Annotated in this window: 22 protein-coding genes and 1 pseudogene; 15 read left to right on the top strand and 8 right to left on the bottom strand. The window is 65.3% G+C overall.

Translation table 11 applies throughout. The annotated features are described in order from the left end of the window. Positions 1-22 precede the first annotated feature (22 nt). The 10 genes from AC1RQF_RS03585 to AC1RQF_RS03540 all read left to right on the top strand — a co-directional run bounded on the left by AC1RQF_RS03585 (position 23) and on the right by AC1RQF_RS03540 (position 8,304). The gene (locus AC1RQF_RS03585; protein WP_492871337.1) at positions 23-913 is read left to right on the top strand and encodes an alpha/beta fold hydrolase; all 891 of its coding nucleotides are present in this window, start codon (positions 23-25) and stop codon (positions 911-913) included. A gap of 70 nt (positions 914-983) precedes the next feature. Then, on the top strand, positions 984-1,814 hold the full coding sequence (locus AC1RQF_RS03580; protein WP_274004329.1) for a 3',5'-nucleoside bisphosphate phosphatase: 831 nt from the start codon (positions 984-986) through the stop codon (positions 1,812-1,814). 75 nt (positions 1,815-1,889) lie between these two features. Further along, positions 1,890-2,525: an L-threonylcarbamoyladenylate synthase gene (locus AC1RQF_RS03575; protein WP_274003834.1), complete on the top strand. Its 636-nt coding sequence runs from the start codon at positions 1,890-1,892 to the stop codon at positions 2,523-2,525. A 55-nt stretch (positions 2,526-2,580) separates the two neighbouring features. Continuing rightward, positions 2,581-3,243: a site-2 protease family protein gene (locus AC1RQF_RS03570; protein ID WP_274003833.1), complete on the top strand. Its 663-nt coding sequence runs from the start codon at positions 2,581-2,583 to the stop codon at positions 3,241-3,243. 8 nt (positions 3,244-3,251) lie between these two features. Next, positions 3,252-4,454, top strand: a complete 1,203-nt coding sequence (locus tag AC1RQF_RS03565; protein ID WP_252985484.1) for a tryptophan--tRNA ligase — start codon at positions 3,252-3,254, stop codon at positions 4,452-4,454. A gap of 2 nt (positions 4,455-4,456) precedes the next feature. Continuing rightward, entirely contained in the window at positions 4,457-5,065 is a 609-nt protein-coding gene (locus AC1RQF_RS03560; RefSeq protein WP_492871336.1) for a class I SAM-dependent methyltransferase, read from the top strand. A gap of 43 nt (positions 5,066-5,108) precedes the next feature. Further along, complete coding sequence (gene dapA / locus AC1RQF_RS03555; RefSeq protein WP_492871335.1) at positions 5,109-6,014, top strand: 4-hydroxy-tetrahydrodipicolinate synthase; 906 nt, start codon at positions 5,109-5,111, stop codon at positions 6,012-6,014. A 120-nt stretch (positions 6,015-6,134) separates the two neighbouring features. Beyond that, positions 6,135-7,271, top strand: a complete 1,137-nt coding sequence (gene bamC, locus AC1RQF_RS03550) for an NlpB/DapX family lipoprotein (protein ID WP_274003830.1) — start codon at positions 6,135-6,137, stop codon at positions 7,269-7,271. 1 nt (position 7,272) lies between these two features. Beyond that, on the top strand, positions 7,273-8,049 hold the full coding sequence (locus tag AC1RQF_RS03545) for an MBL fold metallo-hydrolase (RefSeq protein ID WP_274003829.1): 777 nt from the start codon (positions 7,273-7,275) through the stop codon (positions 8,047-8,049). A 75-nt stretch (positions 8,050-8,124) separates the two neighbouring features. After that, on the top strand, positions 8,125-8,304 hold the full coding sequence (locus AC1RQF_RS03540) for a hypothetical protein (protein WP_252985495.1): 180 nt from the start codon (positions 8,125-8,127) through the stop codon (positions 8,302-8,304). Between the two features lie 17 nt (positions 8,305-8,321). Here the strand turns inward: AC1RQF_RS03540 and AC1RQF_RS03535 are convergent. Both AC1RQF_RS03535 and AC1RQF_RS03530 read right to left on the bottom strand, forming a co-directional pair. Further along, positions 8,322-8,568: pseudogene (locus tag AC1RQF_RS03535) on the bottom strand (hypothetical protein). A gap of 55 nt (positions 8,569-8,623) precedes the next feature. Continuing rightward, positions 8,624-9,847: a cupin domain-containing protein gene (locus AC1RQF_RS03530; protein ID WP_274003828.1), complete on the bottom strand. Its 1,224-nt coding sequence runs from the start codon at positions 9,845-9,847 to the stop codon at positions 8,624-8,626. A gap of 32 nt (positions 9,848-9,879) precedes the next feature. Between AC1RQF_RS03530 and AC1RQF_RS03525 the strand changes: the two genes are divergently transcribed. Continuing rightward, the gene (locus AC1RQF_RS03525) at positions 9,880-10,425 is read left to right on the top strand and encodes an FKBP-type peptidyl-prolyl cis-trans isomerase (protein ID WP_274003827.1); all 546 of its coding nucleotides are present in this window, start codon (positions 9,880-9,882) and stop codon (positions 10,423-10,425) included. On the opposite strand, the gene AC1RQF_RS03520 is transcribed toward AC1RQF_RS03525, so the two are convergent. Next, positions 10,405-11,649: a hypothetical protein gene (locus AC1RQF_RS03520; protein WP_274003826.1), complete on the bottom strand. Its 1,245-nt coding sequence runs from the start codon at positions 11,647-11,649 to the stop codon at positions 10,405-10,407. The two genes, AC1RQF_RS03525 and AC1RQF_RS03520, sit on opposite strands and share 21 nt — an antisense overlap. Beyond that, positions 11,636-14,290: a DNA mismatch repair protein MutS gene (gene mutS / locus AC1RQF_RS03515; protein ID WP_492871334.1), complete on the bottom strand. Its 2,655-nt coding sequence runs from the start codon at positions 14,288-14,290 to the stop codon at positions 11,636-11,638. Before mutS ends, AC1RQF_RS03520 begins: the two co-directional genes overlap by 14 nt. A gap of 184 nt (positions 14,291-14,474) precedes the next feature. On the opposite strand from mutS, the gene AC1RQF_RS03510 reads away from it, so the two are divergent. Beyond that, positions 14,475-15,281 (top strand): hypothetical protein, encoded by an 807-nt coding sequence (locus AC1RQF_RS03510; protein ID WP_492871333.1) that lies wholly within the window; start codon positions 14,475-14,477, stop codon positions 15,279-15,281. A 553-nt stretch (positions 15,282-15,834) separates the two neighbouring features. Here AC1RQF_RS03510 and AC1RQF_RS03505 read toward each other — a convergent pair. Together AC1RQF_RS03505 and AC1RQF_RS03500 are read right to left on the bottom strand one after the other, a co-directional pair. After that, on the bottom strand, positions 15,835-16,884 hold the full coding sequence (locus tag AC1RQF_RS03505; RefSeq protein ID WP_492871332.1) for a protein-glutamine glutaminase family protein: 1,050 nt from the start codon (positions 16,882-16,884) through the stop codon (positions 15,835-15,837). 94 nt (positions 16,885-16,978) lie between these two features. Then, the gene (locus tag AC1RQF_RS03500) at positions 16,979-17,413 is read right to left on the bottom strand and encodes an antibiotic biosynthesis monooxygenase family protein (RefSeq protein ID WP_492871331.1); all 435 of its coding nucleotides are present in this window, start codon (positions 17,411-17,413) and stop codon (positions 16,979-16,981) included. 1,372 nt (positions 17,414-18,785) lie between these two features. Between AC1RQF_RS03500 and AC1RQF_RS03495 the strand changes: the two genes are divergently transcribed. Next, on the top strand, positions 18,786-19,178 hold the full coding sequence (locus AC1RQF_RS03495; RefSeq protein ID WP_492871330.1) for a VOC family protein: 393 nt from the start codon (positions 18,786-18,788) through the stop codon (positions 19,176-19,178). Positions 19,179-19,377: 199 nt separating this feature from the next. On the opposite strand, the gene AC1RQF_RS03490 is transcribed toward AC1RQF_RS03495, so the two are convergent. Next, entirely contained in the window at positions 19,378-20,355 is a 978-nt protein-coding gene (locus AC1RQF_RS03490; protein ID WP_492871329.1) for a sterol desaturase family protein, read from the bottom strand. 106 nt (positions 20,356-20,461) lie between these two features. Between AC1RQF_RS03490 and AC1RQF_RS03485 the strand changes: the two genes are divergently transcribed. Next, entirely contained in the window at positions 20,462-21,466 is a 1,005-nt protein-coding gene (locus AC1RQF_RS03485; protein ID WP_492871328.1) for an AraC family transcriptional regulator, read from the top strand. A gap of 395 nt (positions 21,467-21,861) precedes the next feature. Here AC1RQF_RS03485 and AC1RQF_RS03480 read toward each other — a convergent pair whose 3' ends face one another. After that, complete coding sequence (locus AC1RQF_RS03480) at positions 21,862-22,665, bottom strand: inositol monophosphatase family protein (RefSeq protein ID WP_274003819.1); 804 nt, start codon at positions 22,663-22,665, stop codon at positions 21,862-21,864. A gap of 301 nt (positions 22,666-22,966) precedes the next feature. On the opposite strand from AC1RQF_RS03480, the gene AC1RQF_RS03475 reads away from it, so the two are divergent. Then, positions 22,967-23,788 (top strand): RNA methyltransferase, encoded by an 822-nt coding sequence (locus AC1RQF_RS03475; protein ID WP_274004328.1) that lies wholly within the window; start codon positions 22,967-22,969, stop codon positions 23,786-23,788. The last annotated feature ends 75 nt before the right edge of the window (positions 23,789-23,863 follow it).

Genomic DNA, 23,863 nt, shown 5'->3' with positions numbered 1-23,863 from the left:
CCATTCTTTTTTGGCCCCGGCGATGAATCCCATCCAATCCGCATCCGACTTCGTCACCGTGCGTGGCGTCAAACTGCACGTCCGGCGCTGGGGGCGGCCCGATGCGCCGACGCTCTACATGCTGCATGGCTGGATGGATGTCGCGGCGTCGTTCCAGTTCGTCGTCGACGCGCTCGCGGGCGACTGGCAGGTGCTCGCGCCCGACGCGCGCGGCTTCGGGCTGTCCGACTGGCCGGTCGCGGCGAGCGGCGGCGGTCATTACTGGTTCCAGGAATATCTCGCGGATCTCGATGCGCTGATCGACCACTACACGCCGACGGGCGAGGTGAACCTGGTCGGCCACAGCATGGGGGCGAACGTGGTGTGCCTGTATGCGGGCGTGCGGCCCGAGCGGGTGCGGCGGGTGGTCGACCTGGAGGGTTTCGGGCTGCCGCCGGCGCGCGCCGAGCAGGCGCCGAAGCGGCTGCGGCGCTGGCTCGACGATCTGCATGCGCCGCCCGAGTTGCGCGCGTACGCCTCGCTCGACGAGGTTGCCGCGCGCCTCACCAAGACCAATCCGCGCCTTGAGCCGCGCCGCGCGGCCTTCCTGGCCCGGCATTGGGCGACGCTGCGCGACGACGGCCGCTATCACCTGCTGGCGGACCCCGCGCACAAGATGATGGGGCCGATGCTGTATCGCCTCGACGAGGTGATGGCGAGCTGGGCGCAGGTGCGCGCGAAGGTGCTGCACGTCGAGGCGGTGAACTCGCCGACCCTCGCGCAGCTCGCGGGCGAGATCCCGCTGGCGGAGTTCAAGGCGCGCTTCGCTGCGTTCCCGGACTGGCGCGAGAAGTATGTCGACGACGCGGGCCACATGGTCCATCACGACCAGCCCGAGCAGATCGCCGCGCTGATCGAGGCATTCTGCGCGTAAGTCGACGTGCGAGGGGCAGGGGCGGATTGTCGCATTGCAGTAGAATGGCTGGGAACCTTCCATGCCGATGATGAACGCCGATCTCCACTGCCATTCCAATGTTTCCGACGGCCAGCTGTCGCCCGTCGACGTCGCGCGCCGCGCCCATGCGGGCGGCGTCACGCTGTGGTCGCTGACCGACCACGACGAGATCGGCGGACAGCAGGAGGCGCGCGCGACCGCGGAGGCGCTCGGCATGCGTTATCTGAGCGGCGTCGAGATCTCGGTGACCTGGGCGTCGCGCACCGTGCACATCGTCGGCCTCAATCTCGATCCGGCTCACCCGGCGCTCGTCGACGGCCTGTACCGCACCCGGCACGGGCGCGCGGCGCGCGCGGTCGCGATCGGCGAGCAGCTCGAGGCGCTCGGCATTCCCGGCGCGTACGAGGGCGCGCTCAAGTACGTGTCGAATCCCGACCTGATCTCGCGCACGCATTTCGCGCGCTTCCTGGTCGAGCACGGCGTCGCGGCCTCGACGGCCGACGTGTTCGACAGCTTCCTCGGCGACGGCAAGCCCGGCTACGTGCCGCATCGTTGGGCGAAGCTTGCCGACGCGGTGGGCTGGATCCGGCAGGCGGGCGGCGAGGCGATCATCGCGCATCCGGGGCGCTATGCGTTCACGCCGATCGAGTTCGATGCGTTCTTCGCGGAATTCATCGACCTCGGCGGCCGCGCGATCGAAGTGGTGACGGGCAGCCACACGCCCGACCAGTACCGCGAATACGCGGATGTGGCCCGGCGCTTCGGTTTCGAGGCGTCGCGCGGCTCGGATTTCCACGGGCCGGGCGAGGGCCGTGTCGACCTTGGCAGCCTGCCGCCGCTGCCGTCCGATCTCAAACCCGTCTGGGAACGCTGGCTGTAGCGCCGCGCAAGCGGCGCGGCGGCCCCGCCCGATGCGGGGCGGCGCGCTCGCGTACTCATTCTCAACGTCGCCCCCATGTCCCAGTTCTTCAGGATTCATCCGGAAAATCCGCAGCCGCGCCTGATCAAGCAGGCGGTGGAGATCGTCAAGCAGGGCGGCGTGGTTGCGCTGCCGACCGATTCGAGCTATGCGCTCGGCTGCCGCCTCGACGACAAGGACGCGGTCGAGCGCATCCGGCGGATCCGCCAGCTCGACGACAAGCAGCATCTGTCGCTGCTCGTGCGCGATCTGTCCGAGCTGGCCAATTTCGCGATGGTCGACAATCGCCAGTACCGCCTGATCCGCTCGGTCACGCCCGGCCCGTACGTGTTCCTGCTGCAGGCGACCAAGGAAGTGCCGCGCCGGCTGTCGCATCCGTCGCGCAAGACCATCGGGCTGCGCGTGCCGGATCACGCGATCACGCTCGCACTGCTCGATGCGCTCGGCGAACCGCTGCTCGGCACGACCCTGATCCTGCCGCCCGACGACGAACCGCTCAACGATCCCGACGAGATTCGCATGCAGCTCGAGAAACAGCTGGATCTCGTGATCGACGGCGGCGCGTGTCCGCGCGAACCGTCGACCGTGATCGACCTGACGGGCGACGCGCCGCAGCTCGTGCGCGCGGGGCGCGGCCCGCTCGAACCGTTCGGCCTGACGGCTGACGCGTGATGCCTGACCGAACCGTTCGGTCCTGGTCCGATCCTGCTTGTTACAATAGCGCGCTATGGATGCTTCCCTGATACAAACAATCGCCGTCTACGCACTGCCCGTGATCTTCGCGATCACGCTGCACGAGGCCGCCCACGGCTACGCCGCCCGCCTGCTCGGCGACAACACCGCCTACATGATGGGCCGCGTGTCCTTCAATCCGATGCGCCACATCGATCCGATCGGCACGATCGCGATCCCGCTCGTGCTGTATTTCCTGACGAGCGGCGCGTTCCTGTTCGGTTATGCGAAGCCCGTGCCGGTGTCGTTCGGCAACCTGCGCAATCCGCGCTGGGGCAGCCTGTGGGTGTCGCTCGCGGGCCCCGGCTGCAATTTCGTGCAGGCGCTGCTGTGGGGCTTCGTCAGCATCGGGCTCGCCGGAGCGGGCGTCGACGAACCGTTCTTCACGCGCATGGCCGCGGCGGGCGTCGGCGTGAATCTCGTGCTCGGCGTGCTGAACCTGTTCCCGCTGCCGCCGCTCGACGGCGGCCGGATCCTGACCGCGCTGCTGCCGCCGAAGCAGTCGATCATGCTGTCGCGGATCGAACCGTACGGCTTCTTCATCGTGCTCGCGCTCGTCGCGACCGGCCTGTTGACGAAATTCTGGCTGCGCCCGCTCGTCGGCGTCGGCTACGACGTCGTGACCGCCGTCCTGACCCCATTCGCATCGCTTTTCTAACGACAATCATGTTCCCAGACCGTATCTTTTCCGGCATGCGACCCACCGGGTCGCTCCACCTCGGCCATTACCACGGCGTGCTGAAGAACTGGGTGAAACTGCAGTCCGAGTATCCGTGCTTCTTCTGCGTGGTCGACTGGCATGCGCTGACCACGCACTACGAAACGCCCGAGGTGATCGAGAAGAACGTGTGGGACGTGCTGATCGACTGGCTCGCGTCCGGGATCGATCCGTCGCAGGCGACGCTGTTCATCCAGAGCAAGGTGCCGGAGCACGCCGAGCTGGCGCTGCTGCTCGGCATGAGCACGCCGCTCGGCTGGCTCGAACGGGTGCCGACCTACAAGGAGCAGATGGAGAAGCTCAAGGACAAGGATCTGTCCACCTACGGCTTCCTGGGTTATCCGGTGCTGATGGCGGCCGACATCCTGCTGTACCGCGGTTCGCTCGTGCCGGTCGGTGAGGACCAGGTGCCGCACGTCGAGATGACGCGCGAGATCGCGCGCCGCTTCAACTACCTCTACGGCCGCGAGCCGGGCTTCGAGGAGAAGGCGCTCGAGGCCGCGAAGAAGCTCGGCGGCAAGCGCGCGAAGCTGTATCACGAACTGCGCAACGCCTACCAGCAGGAGGGCGACGACGAGGCGCTCGAGCAGGCGCGCGCGATGCTGCAGGAGTCGCAGAGCCTGTCGATGAGCGATCGCGAGCGCCTGTTCGGCTATCTCGAAGGCGCGCGCAAGATCATCCTCGTCGAGCCGCAGGCGCTGCTGACCGCGGCGTCGCGCATGCCCGGCCTCGACGGCCAGAAGATGTCGAAGTCGTACGGCAACACGATCGGGCTGCGCGAGGACGCGGAGACGATCAGCAAGAAGGTCCGCACGATGCCGACCGATCCCGCGCGCGTGCGCCGCACCGATCCGGGCGACCCGGACAAGTGCCCGGTGTGGCAGCTGCATCAGGTCTACACCGACGCGACCACCCACGAGTGGGTGCAGAACGGCTGCCGCACGGCGGGCATCGGCTGCCTCGACTGCAAGCAGCCGGTGATCGAAGGCATCCTGCGCGAGCAGCAGCCGATGCTCGAGCGCGCGCAGAAATACATGGACGATCCGTCGCTGCTGCGCGCGATCGTCGCGGACGGCTGCGACAAGGCGCGCAAGCACGCGACCGAGACGATGCGCGACGTGCGCGAGGCCATGGGCCTCTCGTACAACTGAGCATGCAGGCGGCATCCGTGACGATGGCGGGCGGCGCTCCGTCGGGCGGCGCGCCGCCCGCACCCTCCGAGTGGGTGCGCCGCTGGGCGGCGCTCGTGCCGTCGGGCGGCGCGGTGCTCGACGTCGCCGCCGGACACGGCCGGCACGCGGGCTGGTTCGCCGGGCGCGGTCATCCGGTCTGCGCGCTCGAGCGCGATCCGGCGGCGCTGGCGTCGCTCGCGGCGCTGCCGGGGGTCGACGCGCGCGCGGCCGACCTGGAGGGGGCGCCGTGGCCGCTTGCGGCCGATGCGCGCTTCGCTGCCGTGGTGGTCACGAACTACCTGCACCGTCCGCTGCTGCCGCGTCTGATCGACGCACTCGCGCCGGACGGGGCCTTGTTGTACGAAACCTTCGCACACGGCAACCAAACGCTGGGCAAGCCGTCCAACCCCGCATTCCTGCTCGCGCCCGGCGAATTGCTGGACGCGGTGCGCGGCACGCTGCGCGTGATCGCGTTCGAGGACGGCTTCGTGGCGGCGCCGCGTGCAGCCTTCGTGCAGCGCATCTGCGCGGTGCGTGAACAGGCTTTGCAGGCAGGGGCGGGATTTCCGCGTTACGGACTGGCTGTCTAATCCGCTACAATCGACGTTTACTGGTTCAAATTCATCGCGCTTCATGGCTAACGGCACTCAAGACGGCATTCAAATCCGCGGCAGCATCCCCGCGATCGTCACCCCGATGCACGAAGACGGCAGCCTCGATCTGCCGGCGTTCCGCAAACTGATCGACTGGCATATCGAAGAGGGGACGGATGCCCTCGTCGTGGTCGGCACGAGCGGGGAGTCGGCGACGGTTTCGGTTGACGAACATATCCAGACGATCCAGACCGCGGTCGAGCACGCGGCGAAACGGATCCCGATCATCGCGGGCGCGGGCGGCAATTCGACGGCGGAAGCGATCGAGCTGTCGAAGCAGGCGAAGGCGGTCGGCGCCGACGCGACGCTTCAGGTGGTGCCGTACTACAACAAGCCCACCCAGGAAGGCATGTACCGCCATTTCCGCACGATCGCCGAGGCGGTCGACCTGCCGGTGATCCTGTACAACGTGCCGGGCCGCACGGTCGCGGACATGTCGAACGAGACGATCCTGCGTCTCGCCGAGGTGCCGGGCATCGTCGGCGTGAAGGAGGCGACCGGCAACATCGATCGCGCCGCGCAACTGATCAAGGGCGCGCCCGCGCATTTCGCGATCTACAGCGGCGACGATCCGACCGCGATCGCGCTGATGCTGCTGGGCGGCCACGGCAATATCTCGGTGACGGCGAACGTCGCGCCGCGCGCGATGAGCGCGCTGTGCCGTGCCGCGCTGGCGGGCGATGTCGCGACGGCGCGCGAGATCCACATGAAACTGCTGTCGCTGCACAAGCACCTGTTCATCGAGGCGAATCCGATTCCGGTGAAATGGGCCCTGCAGCAGATGGGTCGGATCGAGGGCGGTATCCGCCTGCCGCTGACGCCGCTCGACGAACGCTGCCACGACGCCGTGCGCGGCGCGTTACGCGAAGCCGGCATCCCGAGTTGAGCCGGATGCGGCCGCCCCATCGGGCGGCCGCATTGGTATTGCACCGCTTTTTTCGACACTGACCCGGCATACCAGCCCGGCGTCGCCCATGACATGCGTTCTAGCAAGACGAAGGACTTCATGAAACATTTCGCCTTTTCCCCGCGCGCCCTCCAGGTTGCGATCGTCGCGTTCGCGCTGGGCGCGCTCGCCGGCTGTGACACGCTGAACGACTATCTCGCGCCCGACCGGGTCAACTACAAGTCGACCGGCGCGGCGCCGCCGCTCGCGGTGCCGCAGGATCTGAGCGCGGTGCCGCTCACGCCCGCGTATGTCGCGCCGCCGACCAATTCGGGCCTCGGCTCGGCGCCGACGCGCCAGGTGACGCCGGCCGGCAACGCGACGGAAGGGCAGCCGAGCGCGCGCGATCCGTACGGCATGCACGTCGAGCGCGACGGCGACCATCGCTGGCTCGTGGTCGACGGCCGCACGCCGGAGCAGCTGTGGCCGCAGCTCAAGGAATTCTGGCAGGACAACGGCTTCTCGCTGAAGACCGATGCGCCCGCCACCGGCATCATGGCGACCGACTGGGCGGAAAACCGCGCGAACATTCCGGATGACTGGTTCCGCCGCTCGATCGGCCGCGTGATCGATTTCGTCTACTCGTCGGGCACGCGCGACCGCTTCCGCACGCTCGTCACGCGCACCGCGGACGGCAACACCGACATCTCGATCACGCACAGCGCGATGGAGGAAATGATGACGGGGCCGCAGGGCGGCACCTCGTCGCGTTGGGAGGAGCGTCCGCGCAATCCGGTGCTGGAAGCCGTGTTCCTCGCGAAGCTGATGGAGAAGTTCGGGCTGACCGACGCGCAGGCGAAGCAACTGCTGACGGAAGCGCGTCCGGCGACGGCGCCCGCGACGGTGGTGGATTCCGGCGCGACCCTCGACCTGTCGGAGTCGTTCGATCGCGCCTGGCTGCGCGTCGGCCTCGCGCTCGACCGCACCAACTTCACGGTCGACAATCGCGATCGCGAAAAGGGCATCTACTACGTGCGCTACGCCAACTCGATGGAAGAGCTGAAGCGCGACGGCCTGTTCGGCAAGCTGTTCTACGGCGGCCCGACGGCCGCGAAGCCTGGCAAGGAGTTCCTCGTCAACGTGCGTCCGCAGGGCGATGCGAAGACGCAGATCGCGGTGGTCGACGCGAACGGCCAGGTCGACAACTCCTCCGATGCGCAGCGCATCATCTCGCTGCTGCACGCGCAGTTGAACTGAGGTGCGCTTCGCGAGCCTGGGAAGCGGCAGCGAAGGGAACGCGCTGGTCGTCGAGGCCTCCGACGGCGTCACGACCACGCGCGTCCTGCTCGACTGCGGTTTTTCGGGGAAAGAGATCGAGCGCCGGCTTGCGCGCCTCGATCTGCGCGTCGACCAGCTCGACGCGATCCTGATCACTCACGAACACAGCGACCACATCGGCAGTGCGCTGACGCTCGCGCGCCGCGCGGCGCTGCCGCTCTACATGAGCTGGGGCACCGCGCGCGCCGTGGGCGCCGATGCGGCCGACATCGATCTCCACGTGTTGTGGGGCGACGAGGCGGCGCCGCTCGGCGATCTGTGCCTGCATCCCTACACCGTTCCCCACGATGCGCGTGAACCGCTCCAGTTCGTGTTTTCGGACGGCGCGCATCGGCTTGGCGTGCTGACCGACGTCGGCACGGCGACGCCGCATATTTGCGCGACGCTGGGCGGCTGCGACGGCCTCGTGCTCGAATCCAACCATGATGTCGCCATGCTGGCGGGCAGCCGCTATCCGGCCTCGCTGAAGGCCCGGATCGGGGGCAATCACGGCCACCTGAGCAACGAGGCGGCGGCGGAGATTCTCGCGTCGCTCGATCGCACGCGCCTGCAGCATGTGGTCGCCGCTCACCTGAGTCAGCAGAACAACCTGCCGGAGCTGGCGCAGGCGGGGCTCGCGGGGGCGCTGGGCGGGCAGCCCGACGACGTGCGGGTGGCGTCGCAGAGCGACGGATTTGATTGGCTCTGCTTGCGTTAGGCTTTCAGTGGCGATGCGTGGCGCGTTTTTCGCGCCCATAAAAAAACCGGCCCGAAGGCCGGTTTTTTTCAGCTGATGCTGACCCTGCGACTTACTGGCTTGCGCCCGAAGCCGGAGCGGCCGTCGCTGCCGAAGCAGCCGACGCCACTGCAGCAGCTGCATCGCTTGCAGCAGCCGACACGCTCGAAGCAGCGTCCGTCGCTGCAGCAGCAGCCGTCGAAGCAGCCGAAGCAGCAGCAGCCGAAGCGTCGCTAGCAGCCGAAGCAGCTTGATCAGCGCTCTTGTTGCACGCAGCCAGTGCAACAGCAGCCAACAGGGAAGCTACGAGGAGGGATTTCTTCATGATCACGTCCTTTTATGGTTAAAGGTAAGCAACAGCGCGAAACAATACCGGTAATGTGCTCCAACACCGACCTGGGCCGCTGGTGGAGATGCACTTTCAAGAGCGTGAATCTTCCCTACGGCTTGGGCGGAAATTATATGCACTTTCCTATCGACCGTCGACAAATCCGGGGTCAATACGTTGTCTTTCCCATACAAATTCCGCTTTGCATGGGCTGACGAATCAGCAACTTTACTCCAGCTTGCCGACCCGTATCCAGCCCGCACGATACCATTCGTGCAGCAAGGCTGTCATTGCAGGGTCGCCAGATAGTGTTACAAAGCGTTTCGCCCCCATCTGGCGAGTATTGGCCACCTCCGGCAGCCATTTTGAGGCCGTTTGAAGCGGGTTTTCCTCGCCGTTGATGAAGTACGAGCGCGCGTTATACAACAACGCGGTCCTTCTGTCGAGTCGTAAGCCTTCGCGGGCCGCCCGGGCCGCGAAGGCGGCCTCGCCGAGCACGCGGGCGGGGGGCTCGAAAACGACGTTCGGTTTGGGTTCGCTCAGATAACAACCGAGGAATTCACCAATGTCGCGATCGCTCCATTTGATGCTGGAGAGCATGGCCGTCACGCGCTCGACCATCGCGGGCGGCAGTTGCGCGGGCGTGTCCACGGCCGGCTGGCCCGGATCGCGGTACGCCGCGTCGGCGCGCGCGCCCGTGCGCACGCCGCCGCGCTCCGCCAGATGATAGAGGAACTGCGCGCCCAGCTCGCCCGCGGACGGCGCGCGGAAGCCGATCGAGCAGGTCATGCATTCGCCCTCGGCGAGGCCGTCATGGGCGATGTGGGGCGGCAGGTACAACATGTCGCCCGGTTCCAGCACCCATTCGTCGGTCGGTTCGAAGTGTTCGAGGATCTTGAGCGGCACGCCCGTCTGCAGCGACAGGTCGGTTTGCGCGCCGATGCGCCAGCGGCGCTTGCCGTGAACCTGCAGCAGGAACACGTCGTACGAGTCGAAGTGCGGCCCGACGCCGCCGCCGTCCGTGGCGTACGAGATCATCAGGTCGTCGAGGCGCGCGTCGGGGATGAAGCGGAAGCGTTCGAGCAGCGCGCGCGCATTGTCGTCGTGCAGGTCGAGCCCCTGGATCAGCAGCGTCCACGCGCGGCGCGTGACGCTCGGCAACTGCTCGGCCTCGAACGGGCCGTGCTCGAGTTGCCAGCGGTTGCGAAAGTGCGTGATGAGGCGCGCTTCCGCATCGTAGTCGCCGGCCAGTTCGAACAACGCGTCGCGCGACAGCGGCGCCGTGACGTCGGGTATTGCCTGACGGATGAGCAAGGGCTTTTTCTGCCAGTATCGGCGCATGAATTGCGCGGGCGTCAGGCCGCCGAGCAGCGGCGTCGGCGCGTCGGGCCGCGGTGCGCCGACACTTGCGCGCGCACGGCCGGACGGTTCGACTTGGGACCGTTTGGGCATCGTATAATGAGATTTGTAATTGGGAGAATTGGATGAAAATCGCAAAAAACACTGTGGTCTCGGTCACGTACAAGCTGTCGGACGCACAGGGCAACCTTATCGAGGAAAGTGACGAGCCGATGGTGTATCTGCACGGCGGCTATGATGGCACGTTCCCCAAGATCGAGGAACAGCTCGACGGGCATGAGCCGGGCTTCGAGACGCAGATCCAGCTCGAACCGCAGGATGCCTTCGGCGATTACGATCCGGAACTGGTGAAGATCGAGCCGCGCGAGCGTTTCCCGGAGCCGCTCGAAGTCGGCATGCAGTTCGAAGGCACGCCGGAAGACGGCGACGAGGAAGTGGATTCGCTGATCTACACGGTGACGGACGTCGCGGAAGACAAGGTCGTGCTCGACGGCAACCATCCGCTCGCCGGCATGGCGCTGCGTTTCGCGTTGACGGTCAAGGACGTGCGCGAAGCGACCGAGGATGAGATCGAACACGAGCACGCGCATGGCGCGGAAGGCCTCGAGATCGTCGACGAGGATGAAGACGACGAGTCGAACGATCGCGACTCAGGGCGTACCTTGCATTGAGCCCGGCGCCGTCGCGCCCGACTGCGGTTCGGGCGCGCGGTAGTCGGGATGTTCATGCGCGGGCGGCATGGCGTCGCTCGCGCCCGGATCGGGCAGATCCGGCAGCGCGGGGATTTCCGGCATCGGCGGCAACGGCGTCTCGTCGCGCGGTGCGGCGGGCAGCGCGGGCGGTTGAGGCAGCGACTTCGGCACGGCCCGCACGCCGACGCTGAACATCGGTTGGCGCCCGGGATTGACGTCGATCCGCAACCACTGCGTGAGACGTTGGTGCGACGCCACCGCGATACGCGTCAGGTTCGTCACCAGTTCCCCCTTGTCGTCACGCAACGGACGATCGATCCGGAACCCGTCGGCGAGCGGCTCGCCGCTTGCATGCACGATCAGCACCGGCCGGCGGAAAGTCGCCGCGGCCTTCACCAGCGCTCGCTTCAACTCACGGAAACCGTCGCGGTTGCGCGGCCGGTTGAAGCGCAGCCAGGCAAAGCGGTCCGCGCGCTCGTAGCGCTCGAACTGCGGATCCCCTTCCATGAAGATCACGAGCGCGCGCGCGTCGCGGCGCTTCGCGTATTCGGCCGCGTGGTCGATCCAGAACCCGTTGGCGATCACCCGGTCCTCGAATTCGCCGTTGCGTCCGCCCGCGATCAGATAGCGGTTGTTCGGCGCGGGTGCGTTGAGGCCGACGTACACCGTATCGCCCTGCACCCAGCGGACATTCTCGCGGTACGGCCGGAAGCGGGGCACTTCGCTCTCGCGCGTCAGCGGCAGCGGGGTCTGGCCGAGCGTGGCGGGATCGGAGAACAGATCCTGGCGCAGGAAATCGAGCCGCTCGACCGGATCGTAGCCGCCCAACGCCGCTGCGCCGCACGCGGCCCAGTCGGCCTGCCCGGGCACGAACACGAGCGGGATGCGCGATGCGTTGAAGAGCGCGAGACGCTGCTCGTACAGCGCATCGCGGCAGGCTTCGCGCGCACCCTTCAGGTTGCCGTCGTAGACGATGAACGACACCGAGCGGTCGCGCCCGATCGCGTCCAGCAGGCGTTGCGCGGGCGCTTCGTCGGTGGGCGTGTCGAACACGCTCGTCAGCACCGCGAACGCATAGGCGCTGCCGCGCGCCTCCGGCGCGGCAGCCGCCGGGCCGGTCAGCATGGCGGACAGCGCGAGCGCGAGCAACGGCGGGCGCCAGGAGGCGCCGCGCCGCCGCGCGGGATGCTCAACGTTGCGCATCCGCTCCATCCGCGCGGGCCAGCGCGTGCAGCTCGTACAGCAGATCGAGTGCGTCGCGCGGCTTCAGATCGTCGGGATCGAGCGCGAGCAGGCGGGTGAGCGCCGGATGCGCGGGCGTGTCGTGGGATGGCGTGGGCGTGTCGTCCGCGTCCTCGAACACGGCGGGCGCGGTGAACAGGTCGAGTTGCGGTGTGGCGTGGCCCGCGGACTGCTGTTCGAGGTAGGCCAGGTGCTTGCGCGCCGCGCGGATCACGGGCGTGGGCACGCCCGCCAATTGCGCGACCTGCAGGCCGTAGCTCTGGTTCGCCGGGCCATCGTTGACCGCGTGCAGGAATACGATGCCGTGGCCATGCTCGACGGCCGACAGGTGCACGTTCGCGGCATGCGGGAATTCCGACGGCAGCTGGGTCAGCTCGAAGTAGTGGGTGGCGAACAGCGTGTAGCACGCGTTGTGCGACAACAGGTGGCGCGCGATCGCCCAGGCGAGCGCGAGGCCGTCGAAGGTCGACGTGCCGCGGCCGATCTCGTCCATCAGCACGAGGCTGTGCGGGGTCGCGTCGTTGAGGATCGCGGCGGCCTCGGTCATCTCGACCATGAAGGTCGAGCGGCCGCCCGCGAGATCGTCGGCTGCGCCGATCCGCGTGAAGATGCGGTCGATCGGGCCGAAGCGCGCGGCGCGGGCCGGCACGTAGCTGCCGACATAGGCCATCAGCGCGATCAGCGCGGTCTGGCGCATGAAGGTGGACTTACCGCCCATGTTCGGGCCGGTGATCAGCAGCAGCTTGCGCTCCGGGTTCAGGCGGCAGTCGTTCGCGATGAACTGCTCGACCTGCGCCTCGACGACCGGATGGCGGCCTTGCTCGATCTCGATGCCGATCTCGTCGGAGAAGGCCGGCGCGACCCAGTCGAGCGCGCGCGCGCGTTCGGCGAACGCGCCGAGCACGTCGAGTTCCGCCAGCGCGGCCGCGACCCGCTGGCACGATTCGATGAACGGCAGCAGCGCCTGCAGCACCGCGTCGTACAGCGCGCGCTCGCGCGACAGCGCGCGTTCCTGCGCGGACAGCGCCTTGTCCTCGAAGGTCTTCAGCTCGGGCGTGATGTAGCGCTCGGCGTTCTTCAGCGTCTGGCGGCGTCGGTAATCGTCCGGCACCTTGTCGGTCTGGCCGCGCGTGACCTCGATGTAGAAGCCATGCACCTTGTTGTACTCGACGCGCAGATTGCCGATGCCGGTGCGGGTGCGCTCGCGCGTCTCGAGGTCGATCAGGAACTGGCCGCAGTTTTCCGAGATGTCGCGCAGCTCGTCGAGGTCGGCATCGTAGCCGCGCGCGATCACGCCGCCGTCGCGCACCATCGCGGCCGGCTCCTCGGCGATCGCGCTTTGCAGCAGGTGCAGGCACTCCGCGGGCGGTTCGAGCGCCGCTTCGAGACGGGCGAGCGCGGCGGCGTTCGGCGCGATCGCCGCGACGCGCGCGCGCAGTGTGGGCAGCGCGGCGAAGGTGTCGCGCAGGCTCGACAGGTCGCGCGGCCGCGCGGACAGCAGCGCGAGCCGGCCGGTGATGCGTTCGACGTCGGCGATCTGCCGCAGCGCGCTGCGCAGGCCGTCGAGGCCGTCGTGCGCGGGGGCGTCGAGCAGCGCGCCGATCGCCTGCTGGCGGTGTTGCGCGGCGACCGACGCGCGCGGCGGGTGATGGAGCCAGTGGCGCAGCAGGCGGCTGCCCATCGTGGTGCAGCAGGCATCGAGCAGGGAGAACAGCGTGGGCGATTCGGTGCCGCGCAGGGTCTCCGTGAGTTCGAGATTGCGCCGCGTGGCCGGATCGAGCCCGATGTACTCGGATTCGTTCTCGACTTTCAGGCTGCGCACGTGGCGCAATTGCTGGCCCTGCGTGGCCGCCGCGTAGAGCAGCAGCGCGCCGGCCGCGCCGCAGGCGCTCGTCAGCGAATGCGCGCCGAAGCCTTCGAGGCTCGCGACGTCGAGCTGGTCGCACAGGCGCTGGGTGCCCGAGGCGATGTCGAAGTGCCAGGCCGGCACGCGCCGGACCGCGCCGATGCCGGGCGGCAGCGCCTGCGCGTCGGCCTCGGCGGCGAGCACTTCCGCGGGGCGGATGCGTTCGAGCGCCGCGCCGAGCTGCTCGGGCGGCAGCTCGGCGAGGCGCAGTGCGCCGCTCGCGAGATTGAGCCAGGCGAGGCCGAGGGTGGACGGCACGCCGCGCTTGTTGTGGCCGACGCTGAGCGCGAGCAGGAAGACGTCGGTCTTGTCGGACAGCAGCGCGGCGTCGGTCAGCGTGCCGGGCGTGACGACGCGCACGACCTTGCGTTCGACCGGCCCCTTCGAGGTGGCCGGATCGCCGATCTGTTCGCAGATCGCGGCGGACTCGCCGAACTTGACGAGCTTCGCGAGGTATTGCTCGACCGCGTGGTGCGGCACGCCCGCCATCTTGATCGGCGTGCCGGCCGAGGCGCCGCGCTGCGTGAGCGTCAGGTCGAGCAGGCGGGAGGCTTTTTCCGCGTCTTCGAAGAACAGTTCGTAGAAGTCGCCCATCCGGTAGAAGACGAGCGTATCGGGATGATCGGCCTTGATGCGGAGATACTGCTGCATCATGGGAGTGACGTTTGCGGGTACGTCGGTGGGTTGGATGCTCATGGTGCTCGGGAAAGTTACTTTGGTTGCCCGAGTTTACCAGTGGCGAGGACGCGCCCGCGCGCAGATGGCCTTTCGACTAGATGCCGGAGGGGGCGAGCGGCGGCTGGCGGCCAGAACCAGACGTTTGGCGTTTAGAATTGCGCTCCACACGAGCGAGACCGTCTAACACACGACATAGATCCCAATGAACAAGCGCACTCACACAAAAATCGGGCTTGCGACCGCGGTTTTCGTCATGGCCTCTCTCGGAGCATGTTCGCGTGGAAATGGCGATCAAGAGGTCGCGACCAGCACCACGAACACGAGTGCACAGTCCGACGAGGATCGAGCAGTTGCCGAAGGAAAGAAAATCGGCCATGTCCTGCCATTCAAGATTTGTAGGCTGGCCGTCAATGATCAGTTCACCAACAGGTACACGCTTGAGCAGGCTGAAATTCGCGTATCAGCATCCGCAAAACCCGAAGATTGGTTCGCCACGGCAGTGTCCGCCGCCGAATATTTGGCAGATGCTGGGGTAGCCGAAGCCGTCGAACTTAATGTTACGCGCGACGACTTGCCTACCGAGGGCGTGGCCGGTCAGTATGCGTGGCTCGCCCAAATCAATATAGGCCGTGATGCCGAGCAGTCGAACGGGCAAAAGCTCCCGTACGACTGGAGCTCGTTCAAGCCAATATTTAGGAGCGCGGAGCGTGCAGCCCCTTGGGAAAGCATCGCTATCCGCGATGCATTTGATGCCTTGCCGGAACGCCTTCAAGATCAGGATAAGGCACGCGAGGCAGCCGCACGGATTAAGAAGCAGATGGGGTTGAATTATTTGCCCGATCTTTCACTCACGGGGCCAGTTTTCAGTGGCAATGCCTTGGAAAATCGCAAGCTCAATGATTACCACGTTGAGGCAGGGGCTGATGCTGTGAAGCAGCTTGATCACCTGAAGGAATTGGCGCGAGGAGAACCAGTTCACGATCTGGAATGCCCTGACTGGCACATTTGACGCGCATAACCGAAAGACTGCTTCGGGTCGGGAGCGGACGTCCCTGAAAATGGCTGGCGTAGGTTTCGGCGTAGCTTTATGAGCGAGGCCCCGTCAGATAAGGCGAAGTTACCGATGCATCATGGGAGTGACGTTTGCGGGTACGTCGGTGGATTGGGTGCTCATGGTGCTCGAGAAAGTTGCTTTGATCGCCCGAGTTTACCAGTGGCGAGGACGCGCCCGCGCGTAGATGGCCTTTCGACCAGATGCCGGAGAGGGCGAGCGGCGGCTGGCGGCCAATAAGAGTCCGTCGCTCTGTAGCACTGAACGGCTGCACCCTGGTCAACGCGGGCGCTTAGATTGCGGGGTTAACTGGCTGCGAACACTATGCTCGATTGTGTTGATACCAGCATTAGACGTGCATGGAGCGTGTATCCCCGATACTCGAACGCGGTGTTTCACATATCTGCCAGCTAACAATAAAAAATAAAATTGAAATTAGCCAGTGAACATCCTCCGACTTTTGCCCGAACGGGAGCGGTCGATATATCGCTCATCATCGCGGCGATGTGCGTTATCTATTGACAATGCAATTTTCGTAGGGCGGGGGGCCTACCGAGCTTAGCGATCTTACCTTAAGCTTGAGCCGATACGTCGAAAGAACCGTTGCTGTTTGGACGTACCCGGGATCCTCCTCCATCTCGCCCGTTTGGGATCGATAAAATACTGTCGCTGCGGTTTCTGCCAAAGTGCTTTGCGGATCGCTTTGTACCTCCTTCCATTGCGACACCGGGCACGGTGACGAAAACAACGAAGGATCTAATACATATAGTTCACTTTGGCCAGACACCTGCACAATGGGGGCGACGTGCCAGCCCCACGAGACCGCGCACGTCGGATTGTTCACGGTCGAGACTTGCAGATCACCGTAATTCCAAATTTTTCCCGGCTGCTTGCCAGCACCTTCGATCAAGCGGCACATTTGGCTCGCACGTCCCCAGCAGCCATCATCGGGATAAAGGAATGGAATACAAGTTCCAGGAACTGTAAGCGGATCGCAGGACTGCCCTGCTACTAGAGTGAAAAATTCAGTAGCCTCTTGAAGCGTAATCGCACTAAGAGCAGGGGTTTCGAGCGACAGAGCAGCCGGCCCCGCCGCACCCAGTGGCGGCGCCTTTGCGGTCCACGTTCGCACGTCAATAATTTCGTGACTGTCATCTTCCGTAACGGCGATTAGCGTCTTCTGCTTCTGAGCAGTTTGGAGCGAACTCAAAAGAGCCGCGAATTCCGCGTTTGATCGACGCAAAAAATGCTGGGCGTGTGAGATTTTTAGCTCAATACGCACGTCACCTGTTTTGAGCGGTTGAATTGCTGACACGTGGACAACAATCGGTATTAAGACCCGCGCTACCAAGGACTGAGGATCCGTTTCCACGTATATGGGCACAGACATTCTTTGGGCATCCTCGATAAGCTTAAGATGGCTCACCGCGCGCTGATCAGCCATATGAATACGTGCAACATCGCCATTCTCGAAATGGATAGCTGTCTCAGATACACCGATGGTTCCAAGCACCTGTTGTACATGGGCTACACGTTCAACTATCGCGGTTCTGTTAGTCATTGCTCATCCCTCGTGCTGCAGCGTGCCGGACAACTGAAAAATGCGCTCTTGTTGAAATATATTTGGCCCCTGTTCAACAGCTAGGGCATAGGGGTTAATCCAATCGCGGCACCAAAGGAAATTCGTATCCGCAAGTCTGGCATTTATCCGAAACTTGTGTGGCGTAGGATGTCTGCGAAAAATTCCTGGTTTCCGTCGCAGTCACATCGCAGACAGGACAGTGCTTAAATATCTTCGTATCACCAACTTGCTCATAGTGAGCAGTAGTGTTTTCCATAATAAGAGAGGTATATCCGAGCTTTTGCAAATACTGATGAAATGAATCTTTACGCCAAGCGTCCGCGGCGCTGAGATCTTGCCAGTAACTGTCTTCGAGCAATAACGACGAGTCAGCAATATTTCGCCAGAAATCGACTGCAATGAACCCTGGATATGTCTTTGCCTTTGCAATCACTTGAGGTAAAACCTGAGAAAATTTAGCCTCTGCTTCCGGCGAAAGAAAGCGAGCGGCCATTTTTATTAAAAACATTTAAATCTCCAATTGATTTAGATAAGTCGATGCCGACCTCTCCAATTGATGCGATATGACGCGTGGTTAAGATTGATGCCTTCAAGACGCTCTGGTATGTTTCCACCACGTTATCTGGTGAAATACGCAGCTATGGGAAAAATTTAGTGCAGTTTCTAAAAAAATCAAGCCGCGTACTGTCCATAGAAGAGTACGCCTGAGCTACTGTCGTTGAGTTGCCAACGGCCGCTTAACAGCAGACTTGCGACACCTGCTTAATTGGGGGTACGTGACCGAGATGGGTCGGGAGCGGACGTCCCTGAAAATGGCCGGCGTAGGTTTTGGCGTAGCTTTCTGTTCAAAGCCGCTTCAGATAAGGCGCAGTTACCGATGCATCATCGGCGTATGGTTCTCCAGGTCGCGCAGCGCGCGCGACGCCGCGTTGGGGGCGTCGTTGGAGCCCGGCGCGGGCGCGGTCGGGTCCATTTGCGGTTCTGCACTAACGGGCGTGTTTTCCATCAACTGTGAATTCGGTGCGTGGGATCCCGGGGCGCAGGCCGTGGCGGCGCGCGGGGGGATCCGCTGGTGAGCGGAAGGCTTGGGTAACAGGCGCTAGTTTACATGGGTGGAGACGGTGGGGTGAGGTCGTCCGTGCGGCTAACGATCGTGACGGCGGCGTGGGGGGCTTGCAGGCGGGCAGAGGCGGCGTGTCTCCGGGCGGCCAGAGGGCGGGTTGAGGCGTTTAGTCACGACAGTCTACGTGCTTTCGAGCATGTCCTGCGCCAGATGAGCCATGTGGTTCGGCCGTCAGGCGATCGCGTGCAGGCAGCCAGCGTTCAAATGCAGGTAGGGTGAACAAGGGCGCGGGGTCGGCGGCATGGCGTGGCGCAGAGGGGCGCCGAATGCATGCGGATGCCTGCGCGCCTGATCGGTCAAGGCGCGTGTGCTCATCCGCCGCGCTGCGCGTGGTTTTTTCTGCAGAGTTAGGTCGATGGAGCGCGGCGTCCGACGACGACAGCGCTGTCGATTGAGGCGAACTTGAACACCGCGCGGGCAGGTGAAGTGTGTCGAACCTTGAATTCACACGCTCGTATCGGGGGCGCTCATCCCGCCCGGTGAGCCGGATTTCGACCCGGCTCGCCATTCCGACATGCCCGGGGTAGTCTATCGGCGGCGGCCGGGATCAATGCGCGCGCCTCCCGGAGTGGATGCCGTGTGAGCGCGATCCGCAGATGCGGCATCCAGTCCACTCCGGGCATCACTTCGGATGGCTGTTCGTCGGCGCTTGCCCGCGGCGCCGACGCACCCACGCGACGCCATGATTCGCGCGGGCTGAAGGCCGCATTGGCGGATGATGGAAGTATTCGGCGCATGAGCATCCAAGGAGACAGCCATGTTGAAACAGGCCATTCCGAACCTCTTCGTCCAAGACTTCCAGGCGGCGCTCGCCTATTACACGGGACCACTTGGCTTTCATCCATTGTTCGTCTTCGGCGAACCCCCTTTCTACGCTCACGTGGCGCGTGACGAGGCGATTCTGGCAATCCGTCACGTGTGCCGGTCTGTCATCGATCGCGCTGCCGGCGAGGACTTGCTGAGCGCGTTCATCGAGGTTTCTGACGTCAACGTCCTGCACGATTCACTGCAAAAGGCCGGCGCTCGGATTTGGCAAGCGCCGCGCGACGAGCCTTGGGCAATGCGCAGCCTGATCGTCAACGATGTCGACGGCAACCTGATCTGCTTTGCGTCCAATCTGGCGAGCAAAACGGCAAACGTGGCCGCTTAGCGTGCCGTTTTGAACCCTCCGACGGCCTCCGCGATTTCGAGGTGCGCGCCTCGGTCCGGGCACCTTGTCGAGCGGCGCGCATATCGTCTCGACGTCCGACGATTGCGGGGCAGTGCAGGGGCTTGCAGGCGGGTAGCAAGCAGGCCGGGTTCGTTTCCGGGCGACATCTCGGCGGGCGTCCTTCGCGCCACGCGCCGGATCACGCGACCTGATCCTCGCGATCCTCCACGGCCCCACGCTCCTCGCGTTCCACCGTCCAGGTATGAATCGGCGCATGCCCCGGACGCTCCCACTCGGGCGGCATCCAGAAGTGCTTCAAACGCTGCGCCAGCGGCCCGGGCGCCAGCGCGTCGCGCCACATATCCACGAACTCATGCAGATTCAGCACGACCCAGCTGTAGCTCTTGATCTGATGCGGAATGCCGTACGCCACCTTCTCGCGCTCGACGACGTAAGTGCCGAACAGATGATCGTAGATCATCAACACGCCGCCGTAGTTGCGATCGATGTACTGCGGATTGCGCCCGTGGTGCGCGCGGTGGTTCGAGGGCGTGTTGAGCAGCCATTCGAGCACCGGATGCAGCTTCGGCACGGTCTCGGTATGCACGAACCACTGGAACGCGAGGTTCAGGCCGAGCATCGCCGCGATCACGGCCGGGTGCACGCCCAGCAGCACCGGCGGAATGAAGAACAGCCACACGCCGATCACGCCGTTGAGCACGCTCTGTCGCGCGGCGGTGCTCATGTTCATGATCTCCCCGCTGTGGTGCGAGACGTGCTGCGTCCAGAACCAGCGGATCCGGTGCGCGCTGCGGTGATACCCGTAGTAGCAGAGTTCCTCGACGAGGAAGATGAGCGGCAGCGTCCACGCGTTGATCGGCACCGTCAGCAGCCGATGCTGCCAGATGAAGGTCGTGAAGGTGGCGAGGAACGCGAGATTGGCCGCGAATTCGGCGAGGTAATAGACCTGGCCCAGCGCGAGATTGGCCAGCACCTCCTTCCAGTAGAACCGTTGCCCGCGCTCGGCCGCCTGCCATGCGCCGCTGCGGCGGCGCACCCAGACCCATTCGAGCAGAAAGCTGAGCCCGAACGCCGGCAGCCCGGCGATGAGCACGATCTGCATCCAGTCGAAATAGGGAGCCATGTTCAGGTTGGCCCACTCAATGAACGTGTGCATGACGACACCTCGGGTCTCGATGAATGGGGCATCTTCCGCTGCCGAGCCGGCGCTGTATTGACATAGAATTTTCGTTTTTGACGATTTGCGCCACGGAGGTGAGGTCGTGACGGCCGATGTCTACGTGTGGGGCGGACTGGCGGGGCTGCTGCTGAGCTACCTGGACGACTGCGATCTCCCGGCCCCCGAATTGCGCGTCGCCCTCAAGCCCTACGCAGCCAGCCAACGCATGCCCATCACGGTCTGGTGGGCGCTGCTGGAACGCATGGCGCAGGTTCAACCGCTGCCCGCCCTGGGCCTGCGGATCGGCTCGCACGCCGAAGTGCGTCACCTCGGCGTGCTCGGCTATCTGGCGGCGTCCTGCGACACCCTGGGGCAGGCCCTGCTGCGGTTCCAGCGCTTCCAGCCCCTGCTGCACAATCACGCGCCGAGCTTCGTCAACGAACAGGGCCGGGAGCTTCGCGTCAGCTGGGACGCCTCCTACGGGCAGTCCACGCAGTTGTCGAACGAAGTGCTGGTGGCGGGCCTGATCCGGATTACCCGGACGCTGACCGGTCGGGCCGGGCTCGCGCCCATGCAGGTGGATTTTCCGGGCGGCGAGCCGGCCGATTCCACCGTTCACGCGGCGCTGCTCGGCTGTCCGGTGCGCTTCGGCGCGCCCGTGCTGCTCGTGCATCTGCCTCGGGCTGCGCTGGATCTGCCGATCACGGGCGGCGATCCGCACCTGCATGCCGTGCTCGATCAGCAAGCGGAAGCGCTGTTGCAGGTATTGCCGCAACCGGACAATTTCCTGAACCAGTTCCAGCAACTGATGGCCGATACGCTGCGGGAAGGCGAACCCGCGCTGGAGCAGGTCGCCCGCCGGATGGGGGTGCCTGCGCGCACGGTCTATCGACGTTTGCAGGAACGCAACCTGACCTACAAGGGCTTGCTGAATCAGCTGCGCTTTCAACTGGCCCGGCGCTATCTGGCGGATCGGCGCTTGTCCTTGCCCGAGATCGCCTTGATGCTCGGCTATTCCGAGCAGAGCGCGTTCACGCGCGCCTTCAAGAGCTGGTGTGGGCAAACGCCGTTGCATTACCGGAAGGCGCACGCGGACGACGCGGTTTGAGCGGGCGCGGCGTTCCGGATCCAGTCCGATGCCGTCGCGGCGGCGGCGATCGATTGCGCCTGCTCATCGCGATGGCGGCGAGAGGGCGGCCCGCATCCCCGGCGGCGGATGCGGGGCCGGCGTTGTTCGCGAGCGCCGGACGTCCACGCCACGCGTGCGATGCGGCTGGCGCTGGGAGCGCTGACTGACGCGTCGCATCTCGCATCGGCGCGGCACAGCGGGCGCGCGGCGATCAGCGATCGGGACGCCCGCGTGCGGATGCCTCTGGCCGTCTCCAGCGGCGCACGAAACAAACGTCGCACGCTCATCCGTGACGCAAGAAACCACGGCTTCACCAATGAAAACGGCCCGCGTCGCAGGACGCGACGCGGGCCGTGCAGGCCGGATGCGGAGGTTTATTCCGCGGCCGGGCGCATGTGCGAATAGCGGTTCAGGATCGGGATCATCTGCGCGTACAGCTTCGGATTCGCGGCGAGGACCTCGCGGCGGTCGAGGAAGTCGGCGTCGCCCAGGTAGTTGCCGACGAGCCCGCCCGCCTCAGTGATCAGCAGGCTGCCCGCGGCGATGTCCCAGGCGTTGATGCCTTGCTCGAAGAAGCCGTCGAGACGGCCGGCCGCCACGTTGGCGAGGTCGAGCGCGGCGGCGCCCGGGCGGCGCAGGCCGGTGCAGGCCTGGGTCATTTCCATGAACAGGCGGCTGTAGGCTTCGAGGCCGTCCTTCTCGCGGAACGGGAAGCCCGTGCCGATCAGCGCGTCGGCGAGGCGGTCGCGCCGGCCGACGCGGATGCGACGGTCGTTCAGGTAGGCGCCGCGGCCGCGCGTGGCGGTGAACAGGTCGTTGTTGTTCGGATCGTAGACGACAGCCTGCGTGATCACGCCCTTGTGCGCGAGCGCGATCGATACGCAGTAGTACGGAAAGCCGTGGATGAAGTTGGTCGTGCCGTCGAGCGGATCGATGATCCACTGGAATTCGGATTCGTTGTCCGACTGGCCCGATTCCTCGGCGAGGATCGCGTGGTCGGGGTAGGCGGTCTTCAGCGTCTCGATGATGGCGTCTTCCGACGCCTTGTCGATTTCCGTCACGAAATCATTGTGCTGCTTCTTGCGGATCTCGATCAGATCGAGATCGAGCGAGGCGCGGTTGATGATCTGCCCGGCGCGACGCGCGGCCTTGACAGCGATGTTGAGCATGGGATGCATGAGACTGAATCCTGGAGCTGGCGGCGCGAGGCGCCACGATAGTGGATCGAACCGGGCGAAGCGGTGCCGGCTGGTCTGACCGGGGCTGGGCACGCATTTCGTCGACGGAGGACGCGAATTGACAAAGAACGATGCGCGGCCACCGAGGGCGGCTGCCGCGCGTGAAGCCGTGATTTTACCTGAGTCGCGCCGTATTTTCGCGAAACGGCGAGACCAACCCCGGTCGGCCGTCCGGACGAGCGGGGCGGCGGGCGCTTTGGCGCTACCATAGCGGGATTCGAACTGAATGAACCGCACTGTTTTGGAACCTATGCAGAATCCCTCCGCGCCCGCCGGCGGCGCGGCATCCTCCGGCCCCGCGCGGGGCGGTTTCACGTCCACCCGCTTCGTGCTCGTCGAGCCGAGCCATCCCGGCAACGTCGGCGCGGCGGCGCGCGCGCTGAAGACGATGGGCTTTTCGCGGCTGGTGCTGGTCGCGCCGCGCGTGCCCCATGTCCAGAGCGATCCGGAGGCGATCGCGATGGCGAGCGGCGCCGACGACGTGCTCGCGTCCGCGCATGTCGTGCCGACCCTCGCCGACGCGCTGAACGGCGTGCATTGGTCGATCGCGCTGACCGCGCGCTCGCGCGAATACGGGCCGCCGCGGCTCGCGCCGCGGGCCGCGGCCGGCGAAGCGCACCGCCAGGTGGCGACGGGCGACATCGCGCTGGTGTTCGGCAACGAGCGTACCGGCCTGTCGAACGAGCATGTCGAGCGCTGCAGCGCGCTCGCGCATATTCCGGCCAATCCCGCCTACAGCTCGCTCAACCTCGCGCAAGCGGTGCAGGTGCTGGCCTACGAGTTGCGGATCGCGCTCCTCGAGGACACCGGCGCGCCCGTCCCGGATGCCGAGGTCGGCTCGCTCGCGCAGAGCGACGAGATCGAGCGGATGTTCGTGCACCTGGAGAACGCGCTGATCGCGCTCGAATTCCTCGATCCGCGCCATCCGAAGAAGTTGATGTCGCGCCTGCGGCGCCTGTTCGCGCGCACCGGGCTCGAGCGCGAGGAGGTCAACATCCTGCGCGGGATCGCCAAGCATGCGCTGCTGAAGGCGCGCGGCCCGGGCGCGGATCCGGACGCCTGACCCTGCCCACACCATGACAAGCGCGCGCGGTTCCCAACGGGGCCGCGCCCGTTTGTCGCGCCGCGCGCCGTCAAT

The organism is Burkholderia sp. GW821-FHT14F03 (assembly GCF_058803765.1).
The sequence above is the reverse complement of the archived record's forward strand: the minus strand, read 5'-3'. Positions and strand labels throughout refer to the sequence as shown.